The sequence below is a fragment of the Hydrogenophaga sp. genome (assembly GCF_035481345.1).
GTDB lineage: Bacteria > Pseudomonadota > Gammaproteobacteria > Burkholderiales > Burkholderiaceae_C > Hydrogenophaga.
This window is the reverse complement of record NZ_DATIGV010000148.1, coordinates 1-1,864: the sequence shown is the minus strand read 5'-3', so window position 1 is coordinate 1,864 and position 1,864 is coordinate 1. Positions and strand designations below refer to the sequence as shown.

Annotated in this window: 2 protein-coding genes; both read right to left on the bottom strand. The window is 72.5% G+C overall.

The annotated features are described in order from the left end of the window. Positions 1–1,427 (bottom strand): AMP-binding protein (locus VLG41_RS15535; protein WP_325350301.1); only part of this gene is annotated, 1,427 nt, incomplete at its 3' end. Positions 1,428–1,431: 4 nt separating this feature from the next. Continuing rightward, the coding region (locus tag VLG41_RS15530) for a thermostable hemolysin (protein WP_325350300.1) at positions 1,432–1,864 on the bottom strand (433 nt) is incomplete at its 5' end.

Here is a 1,864-nt window from a genome sequence, read left to right as displayed (position 1 = left end):
CGCAAGGCCTCGCGGCGCAGGCGGCCGTTGCTGGTGGCCAGGCCGTTGCCAACGGAAAAGGGCTGCTCGGCGCGCCGCCAGTGGTGCGCCCGCGCGTAGTCGGGCAGCGTGGCATTGACGGCCGCCACGGCGTGGGCCAGTTCCGCGTCGCTCACGCCCGCGTGGCGCGGCACCAGCACGGCCAGGTTCTCGGGCAGGGCTTCGCCGTACAGCCAGGCCTGTGCGATGGGGGCCTGCTGCGTGAGCTCGGTCTCCACCCACTCGGGGTTGACGTTGCGGCCGTAGGCGGTGATGAACTGGTGCTTCTTGCGCCCGTGCAGCACCAGATGGCCCGCTTCGTCGAAGTGGCCAAGGTCGCCGGTGGCCAGCCAATCGCTCGCGCCGGGCTTTTCAGAGGTTTCGCCCAGGTAGCCAAGGAAGCGCGCGCCCTTCACCAGCACCTCGCCGTCATCGGCCAGGCGCACGCGCGCGTGCGGCAGCGGCGAGCCCACGGTGCCGATGCGCTTGTCGCCGGGCGCGTTCAGGCACACCACCGACGCGCACTCCGACAGGCCATAGCCTTCGAACACCGGCAAGCGCGCGGCGGCGGCGCGGCGCAGCAGCGACGGCGCCACGTGTGCGCCGCCGACCGCGATGAAACGCAGGCTGGGCGGTGGCACCCAGCCGCGTTCGGCCGCGGCCACCAGGGCCTGCAGCAATTGCGGCAGCAGGATGAGGCTGTCCGGTTGGCTCTCACCCAGGCGGGCGAGCAGCCGCGGCAGGTCCAGTCCGCTGGCCCCTTGCAGACCGATCTGTGCCATGGGCCGCAGCTCGGTGCAGGCGCCGCCCAACAAGGGCGCATACACGCCAGCCACGTTCTCGAGCAGCGTGGCCAGCGGCAGCACGGCCAGGTGGCGGCGCGCGCCGCTGGCGCCCACCACGTGCCACAGGCTGGCGGCCACCGCCAGCATGGACGCGGCGTCCAGACACACCCCCTTGGGCAGCCCCGTGGTGCCGGAGGTGTAGGTGATCTTCACCGTGTCGGGCGGCACGGGCGGCGCGAACGGCACCGGGCGTTGCGACAGCGAGGGCGCGACCGGGTGGAAGCCAGCGTCCTGCGACCAGGGGGCCGGCTCGCCGATGAGGGTGTCCACCCCCGCGCTGTCGACGACATGGCGCTGTTGCGCGGCCGAGAAGAAGCCGGGCACGGGTACGCACACCAGACCTTCCGCCAGCAAGGCCAGGTCCCACAGCACCCAGTCGATGCCGTTGTCCAGTGCCAGCGCCACGCGGCGCGCGCCGAAGCCGGCGAGCTGCGCGCGCCGCCGCTGCACCTGGACCAACAGCTCGGCGTAGGCGAGTCGATGGACACCGTCGGTGATCGCGCTTGATTCGCCGTGCGCGGCGAGCGTGCGCCAGAAGCGGGCGGCGGGGTCGATGGGAATCATGGCCTCACACCCCTTCTTGCGTCCACCACGCGGGCGCGCCAACGCTCTGCGACAACAGGCGCTGGGCGGGCGGAATCTCGCCGAAGACCACCTGCGGTTGCTGGGCGTAGTAGCGGCCCCATTGCGGCAGCGCGTCGCCCATGCGGGCGGGATCGGCCGGCGCCAGCACCCGCGGTGCCAGGCCCAGGCGCTGAAAGCTGTTGAGCAGGCTGCGCGTGCCGGTGAACGCCACCCAGCGGTAGCCTTGACTGGCCAGCCAGGCCGTGAGCGCGACGATGAGCACGCGCGCACAGCCAGGGCTTTCGGCGGCGAGGTTGCCCACCTCCACCACCTCGTGCCGCGCCACCGGCTCACCAGCGACGGCCGCGATGGCCTGCTCGATCGGCAGATCGACGTAGCGCTCGAGGAAGAGCGTTTCGCCCGCGGCGGGCCGGCAC